At 56.9% G+C, this 6,591-nt stretch carries 9 protein-coding genes; 6 read left to right on the top strand and 3 right to left on the bottom strand.

The window, feature by feature from the left end; all coding sequences use genetic code 11:
- Positions 1-152: 152 nt before the first annotated feature.
- Positions 153-1,256, bottom strand: coding sequence for an ISNCY family transposase (locus tag AW06_RS19195; protein ID WP_273704918.1), 1,104 nt, complete (start codon positions 1,254-1,256; stop codon positions 153-155).
- A gap of 228 nt (positions 1,257-1,484) precedes the next feature.
- Between AW06_RS19195 and AW06_RS19190 the strand changes: the two genes are divergently transcribed.
- The 3 genes from AW06_RS19190 to coq7 are packed head-to-tail and all read left to right on the top strand — an operon-like array spanning position 1,485 to position 3,270.
- Positions 1,485-2,030 (top strand): RNA pyrophosphohydrolase, encoded by a 546-nt coding sequence (locus AW06_RS19190; RefSeq protein WP_046535061.1) that lies wholly within the window; start codon positions 1,485-1,487, stop codon positions 2,028-2,030.
- Positions 2,027-2,602, top strand: coding sequence for a CNP1-like family protein (locus tag AW06_RS19185; RefSeq protein WP_034953655.1), 576 nt, complete (start codon positions 2,027-2,029; stop codon positions 2,600-2,602). Before AW06_RS19190 ends, AW06_RS19185 begins: the two co-directional genes overlap by 4 nt.
- A gap of 47 nt (positions 2,603-2,649) precedes the next feature.
- A complete protein-coding gene (gene coq7 / locus AW06_RS19180; RefSeq protein ID WP_034953658.1) occupies positions 2,650-3,270 on the top strand; it encodes a 2-polyprenyl-3-methyl-6-methoxy-1,4-benzoquinone monooxygenase in 621 nt (206 codons plus the stop codon).
- A gap of 115 nt (positions 3,271-3,385) precedes the next feature.
- Here the strand turns inward: coq7 and AW06_RS19175 are convergent, their stop codons facing one another.
- Positions 3,386-3,805, bottom strand: a complete 420-nt coding sequence (locus AW06_RS19175) for an OsmC family protein (RefSeq protein ID WP_034953652.1) — start codon at positions 3,803-3,805, stop codon at positions 3,386-3,388.
- Positions 3,806-3,859: 54 nt separating this feature from the next.
- Positions 3,860-3,994: a hypothetical protein gene (locus AW06_RS21355; RefSeq protein ID WP_273704917.1), complete on the bottom strand. Its 135-nt coding sequence runs from the start codon at positions 3,992-3,994 to the stop codon at positions 3,860-3,862.
- A 481-nt stretch (positions 3,995-4,475) separates the two neighbouring features.
- On the opposite strand from AW06_RS21355, the gene rplM reads away from it, so the two are divergent.
- The 3 genes from rplM (at position 4,476) to argC (ending at position 6,434) form a co-directional block, all read left to right on the top strand.
- On the top strand, positions 4,476-4,904 hold the full coding sequence (gene rplM, locus AW06_RS19170; protein ID WP_034925822.1) for a 50S ribosomal protein L13: 429 nt from the start codon (positions 4,476-4,478) through the stop codon (positions 4,902-4,904).
- Positions 4,905-4,913: 9 nt separating this feature from the next.
- Positions 4,914-5,306: a 30S ribosomal protein S9 gene (gene rpsI / locus AW06_RS19165; RefSeq protein ID WP_034925820.1), complete on the top strand. Its 393-nt coding sequence runs from the start codon at positions 4,914-4,916 to the stop codon at positions 5,304-5,306.
- Between the two features lie 93 nt (positions 5,307-5,399).
- Positions 5,400-6,434, top strand: coding sequence for an N-acetyl-gamma-glutamyl-phosphate reductase (argC, locus tag AW06_RS19160; RefSeq protein WP_034953648.1), 1,035 nt, complete (start codon positions 5,400-5,402; stop codon positions 6,432-6,434).
- The last annotated feature ends 157 nt before the right edge of the window (positions 6,435-6,591 follow it).

Genomic DNA, 6,591 nt, shown 5'->3' with positions numbered 1-6,591 from the left:
CGTCACTTTCGATCACACCCCGCAATCTGTTGGCAACAAATAAAACTGTCCGGTTTTATAGCACATGAATTGTTCGCTTTGACCGGGGCGGGGAAAGCGGTGGAGGGCGTAGCCCGGAACCGATTTCCCCGCCCCGAGCGGCCGCGGCGGATCTACGCAGCCACCTTCAAATTCGGAGGCATGACTTTGCCGGCTTCGTCATAGTCGGCTAATTTGCGCGGGCCATGCAGGATCGCCAGTGTGTGGTCAGTACGGCGCAGCACCGCCACCTTGGCCTTGACATGGTGGCAGCGATGACGATCGTTGGGAGTCTGCAAATTCATCCTCCCCTCGAAGCTGACGCAGTGGTCGTTGCCGACGGTGCGCTCGAACCGCTCGCATAGGATGTCGCCGAGCGGACCACCGATCCAGTCGACGAAGGCGCTGCCTTCTTCCATCGCCGGCTGCATGAACTCGGCGTTGAACACCGGCCGATAGATTCCGGTCAGGTAGCGGTTGGCATCCGCCCTGTCGGTGATCCCGGCCAGCGCCAGTTCTCGCGGCAGGCGGTCCTGATGGGTGCGAAACATGCGCTCCGAGCGCCCGCGGGCTTCCGGCGAGCAATCGGCGATCATCTCGATTCCGAGGTGCTTCATGGCCTGCCCGAATGGTGTCAGGTTTTGCTGGTCCACCTTGCCCCCGGCTTCCGGCGTAGGCCAGTAGTGGCTGCCTCGGTCGGAGTAGAAGGTCGAGAAAAGTCCCAGCAATTCAATCACTTCACGAATACCTTGCAGGCTGCTCATCGTGTCTTCTTCCTCCACGAAGAACATCGAATAGGGTTCGTTGGTCGCGTCGTCCATGGTCACGATCAGATCCCATTTCTGCCCAGCGACCCCTTCGTGCCTGCTGCCATCCTGGTGAATCATCAACCCCGGCCACGGCGAACGCTCCCGGCGCTTCCGGTGCGCCCCTCGGGCCTTGGCCTGGGGAACCAGGGCCGCTTCCTGCCGCCGACTCTTCACCCAGGTGTAGCTGCGTGCGCCACCGTCTTTTCGATACCACGCGCACAAGTGCTTCGCGCTCCACTCCTCGTGCCGCCCTCGGTACTTTTCTGTCAGCCGCATCACTTCATCATCTACCGGCACCCTCCTGTGCGAAACATGCATCAGTCGCCGATCTATCAACCCCTCCATCCCGCCTTCCTCATACCGCGACAGATACCGTCGGAATGTCCGCCCGCAGACCCCCAGCCGACTCGCCGCCTCCGCTTGCGTCAGCCGACCCGCTTCCCATCCTCCATAGCTTCTTCAAATCGCATCTTCCTGATCTCCTGTAGCAACTCCGTCCGCCTCTTCTCGCTCCTCCTTCGGAGCAACATCAAACGGACAGATCATTTTCTACAAACCCGGACGATTACTTGTTCCCTACATCACACCCCGCAATGCTTTGCAAGGACAACAAAATGTGGAAGAATGCGGTAACTAATCGATTTGCAGGTTCTAGAAATGCTTGACCGTGAAGGCTATCGCCCGAACGTCGGCATCATTCTTTGTAACGCCAGAAATGAGGTCTTCTGGGGCAAGCGTATCCGAGAGCATTCATGGCAGTTTCCGCAGGGTGGCATCAAACGTGGCGAAACGCCCGAGCAGGCGATGTACCGGGAGTTGCATGAAGAAATCGGCTTGCTGCCCGAGCACGTGTACATTCTCGGTCGGACCAAAGACTGGTTGCGTTACGAAGTGCCGACGCACTGGATAAGACGCGAATGGCGTGGCAGTTACCGAGGGCAAAAACAGATCTGGTTTTTGCTGCGTCTAATTGGCCGCGACTGCGACGTCTCCCTGCGTTCATGCGACCATCCCGAATTTGATGCTTGGCGGTGGAACACCTACTGGGTTTCACTTGACGCGGTAATCGAGTTCAAGCGCCGGGTCTATGAGCAGGCCCTGAATGAACTCGCCCGTTTCCTCAATTCGGATCACCGTCGTGGACGCCCTGCTTCCCCGCATGACCAAAGTCCTGCACCTGCTGAAATTCCAGGCAAGGAATGAATCGCTCCCTGCAGCTCCAGAGTCATCACAAGCGAACCCGCCAACACCTGTCGGTCGGAACATTGGTCGGCTGGCTTTGGTTGACAATGGCGGTACTTCCTTCGGCAAGCTGGTCGGCCACTGCCAGCCGCGAAGTCGAAGAAAAGCGCGAGATGCAGGGCGAGGTGCTATTGCCCGCATTTCCACAACCCGACAAGCTGATCCCTTTTGTGGTCAGTGCGATGACCGATAACAGATTCATGATTGACAGCGAATCGCTGAGCATCGGCAGTGACGGTATATTCCGCTACACCCTGGTGATCGTCAGCCCTTCTGGCGCACAGAATGTGAGTTATGAGGCAATGGACTGTTCGACCGCCGAACGTCGGATTTACGCTCTTGGCCGCGCAGATAAGACCTGGTCGAGAGCGCGTAGCGATCAGTGGATGAAAATTGTGGACAACTCGCTCAATCGACACCACGCCGAACTTTATACCGATTATTTCTGCCCCATCGGCATATCAATACGCAACGCCGACGAAGTTCGTGAAGCGTTACGGCGTGGTGGCCACCCTTCAATGATGCGCCGCTAGTATCGATCATCGATGCACTTGAACAGCGACAGCAAAGACCACTGATGATTCCAGACCGATTCGTCATCGAATTTGACAAAGCCCTGCGCACCCTTTTCGCACCGGCACAGACCATTCGTGAAGTGCCGGGAAGCAAGGAGCCAGAAACGGAATTGTCTGATCGGGAGCGTGCGCATGCCAGTTCCCTGATGCGCATTAATCACGTTGGTGAGGTCTGCGCACAGGCCCTTTACCAAGGGCAGGCACTGAGCTGTCGTGATCAGGCCCTTCGGCAAGCACTGGTGAAGGCCGCTGACGAAGAAACCGAACATCTGGCCTGGACCGAATACCGTATTGTTGAACTCGGCGGACGCCCGAGCCTGTTAAACCCGGTCTGGTACCTTGGCGCGCTGAGCATCGGGATTGCCGCGGGAAAGCTGGGCGACCCCTGGAGCCTGGGATTTCTCGCCGAAACCGAAAGGCAGGTCGAGGCTCACCTCGACCATCATCTTAGCGAGTTGCCGAACCAGGATACCAAATCACGAGCGATCGTGGCGCAGATGCGGCTCGACGAGATTGCGCACGCCGAAACCGCCGTGCGTCTTGGCGCACGTGAATTGCCGTCGCCAGCCAGCATGCTCATGAAACTTGCGGCGCGAACGATGACTCGTATTGCTTACTACATTTAATGAAAGTCTCGCGTCAGCGCTTACGATCTCCTCTCCCACTCGTGTAGGAGAGGTCGGGGAAGCAAGAAAAGATCATGGCTTCCATGATCGGAGGTGCCTGAAAAAATAATGGCCGTCAGGCATCAACGATCTCGAAGTCATGCGTGATCTCGGCAGTTTTGCCGAGCATGATCGAGGCAGAGCAGTACTTGTCTTTCGATAACTCGATGGCACGCGCAACCGCTTCCGGTTTGAGTTGCTTCCCGCTCACGCGAAAGTGAAAATGTATGTGGGTAAAGACTCTTGGCTCGGCCTCGGCACGCTCGGCCTGCAGGCTGACTTCACATCCGGTCACGGCATGACGCCCCTTTCTCAGAATCAAAACAACGTCGAACGCGGTACACCCTCCCGTTCCGGCAAGCAGTAATTCCATCGGCCGCGGCGCCAGATTCCGTCCGCCAGCCTCGGGAGCTCCATCCATCACCACGGCGTGATTGCTCCCCGTTTCAGCGACAAAAGACATCCCGTCGCCAGTCCACTTTACCTTGCATTCCATGCGCTGCTCCTTTTTCAGACAGTCATGAGACCCAGGCCTCGATAAACATGACCTTTAGTCGTCGGAAACGAATTGACGAACTTCGCGCAGCGTGTGCCGAACCAGCACTGCAACGAACGCCGAACGTTTGCCCGGACATTGATTGTAGCCGGAAGCGTTGCCCAGGTCCTGCCAAGCAGGATGCTGCATTGCAGCATATCTTCAGCGCTTAGCGCTTAAATGACGGTTTCAAACATTATGTATTATAAAACGGATGTGATAATTTTACACTAACGCATTGAACATAAATTATTTCTATTTATAGGAAATCGAACCAGGCTATCCTTGCAAAAAAAATGGCGCAACGCACAAAAAATACTTGAATTCCAGCCTAGGATGATCCATAATTCTTTCAACGCGATGACTTTGCAGTCAAGTTGGTCAAGCACTTCCAACCTGCTTCCCATGTCTCCTCCACCCTCCTCCTTTGGTGTGGATTTAGCGCGGCTCCATTGAGCCGCGCTTTTTTTTGCCACATGAACATTGCTTGACGGGATCGGGCAAGCATATGCCCGCAGCGGGGACGAGCAGTCCGGCTCTGAACCTTGCGAAACAGCGATTGACACCGGTCGCCGACTTACCATACCATGTTGGGCTTTCCGTTATCAGGCAAATAAGGACGGCGTTCTTGATGAAGACTTTCTCTGCCAAACCGCACGAAGTGTCACGCGAATGGCTTCTGGTTGATGCCACCGACAAGGTGCTGGGTCGCCTTGCCACAGAAATTGCTCGCCGCCTGCGCGGCAAGCACAAACCCGAATTCACTCCGCACGTGGATACGGGCGACTACATTGTCGTCACCAATGTCGAAAAGTTGCGCGTCACCGGCAACAAGGCTGAGGACAAGAAATACTATCGCCACTCGGGCTATCCCGGAGGCATCTACGAAACGAATTTCACCAAGATGCAGCAGCGCTTTCCAGGCCGCGTCCTTGAACAGGCCGTGAAGGGCATGCTCCCCAAGGGACCGCTCGGTTACGCAATGCTCAAGAAGATGAAGTGCTACGCCGGCGCCACTCATCCGCATGCTGCCCAGCAGCCGAAAGTTCTGGAACTCTAAGGGATCACCATGGCTGAAAATTACTTCTATGGCACGGGACGGCGGAAATGCGCCGTCGCGCGCGTCTTCATGAAGCCGGGAAGCGGCAAGTTTATTGTCAATGGCAAACCGGTCGATGAATTCTTCTCGCGAGTTACGGGGCGCATGATTGTTCGACAGCCGCTGCAGCTAGTCGAGCAGACGGCTGGCTTCGACATTCTCGTCAATGTTGCTGGCGGCGGCGAGTCCGGTCAGGCAGGCGCGGTTCGGCATGGCATTACGCGGGCGCTGATTGCCTACGACATGTCGCTCAAGCCAGCGCTTTCGAAAGCGGGCTTTGTCACTCGTGACGCCCGTGAAGTTGAACGCAAGAAAGTTGGTTTCCACAAGGCACGTCGGCGCAAGCAGTTCTCGAAGCGCTGACCGCACCCTCTTGTACCGCGAAGCCGCCTATGGGCGGCTTTTGTGTTCTCGTGGCTCGGGCACTTTCATTGCCAGTTATCGCGGAGACTGTTTATGATCAAGGTTGGAATCGTCGGAGGCACCGGCTACACCGGCGTCGAATTGCTGCGGCTTCTAGCGCAGCATCCAGCAGTGCAGCTTGTTGCCATCACCTCCCGAGGAGATGCCGGCACCGCGGTCTCCAGCATGTTTCCGAGTTTGCGCCGACGACTGAACCTGCAGTTCGAGGATCCAGCAAGCGCCAATCTGCAAGCCTGCGATGTGGTTTTTTTTGCCACACCGAACGGTGTCGCGATGCAACAGGCTCCGACTCTGCTCGACGTCGGCGTGCGCGTGATCGACCTCGCCGCTGATTTTCGCCTCAGCAATGTGGCCGAGTGGAACCAGTGGTACGGGACGCAGCACTGCAGTCCGGAATGGGTCGCCCAGGCAGTCTATGGTTTGCCGGAATACCATCGAGCCGACATCCGCAACGCTCGCCTGGTCGCCAATCCGGGCTGTTACCCGACGGCAGTGCAACTGGGCTTCATGCCGCTCCTCGAGGCCGGTGTGGTGGAACTGGATCATCTGGTTGCGGACGCGAAATCGGGCGTATCCGGGGCTGGGCGCAAGGCTGAGATCTCCTCCCTGTTCTCGGAAGCCGCCGACAATTTCAAGGCCTATGGCGTCCCCGGACACCGCCATCTGCCGGAGATTCGGCAGGGTCTGTCGAGAATGGCTGGCAACCCGGTCGGACTGACCTTTGTTCCCCACCTGACCCCTTTGATCCGAGGCATTCACGCCACTCTCTACGCGCGCATCAACACCAAGAGTACAGTGGACTTTCAGGCGATCTTTGAAAAGCGCTACCAGAACGAGCCTTTTGTCGATGTCCTGCCGCCCGGTTCACATCCTGATACGCGCTCGGTACGAGCCGCCAACACCTGCCGTATCGCGGTGCATCGTCCCCAGGAAGGCAACGTTCTGGTTGTGCTCTCGGTCATCGACAACTTGGTCAAGGGCGCCGCAGGACAGGCTGTGCAAAACATGAACATCATGTTCGGCCTGCCGGAAACCGAAGGTCTCCGGCAACTGGCAGTGTTTCCCTGAGACTGTACCAGGGCAATCGCATGAATGCCATTGTCGTGAACCTTCGGAAATAATGGTTTACGCTCAAGGAGTTACGAAGGGGCTGTTCCCAGCCCATTGATTTATGTAGTTTTCTGTCTTTTTGGAGTTCTCCATGGAGGCAGGAGGCAGGGTCCGG

This window comes from Candidatus Accumulibacter cognatus (genome assembly GCF_000584975.1).
Lineage (GTDB): Bacteria > Pseudomonadota > Gammaproteobacteria > Burkholderiales > Rhodocyclaceae > Accumulibacter > Accumulibacter cognatus.
The sequence above is the reverse complement of the archived record's forward strand: the minus strand, read 5'-3'. Positions and strand labels throughout refer to the sequence as shown.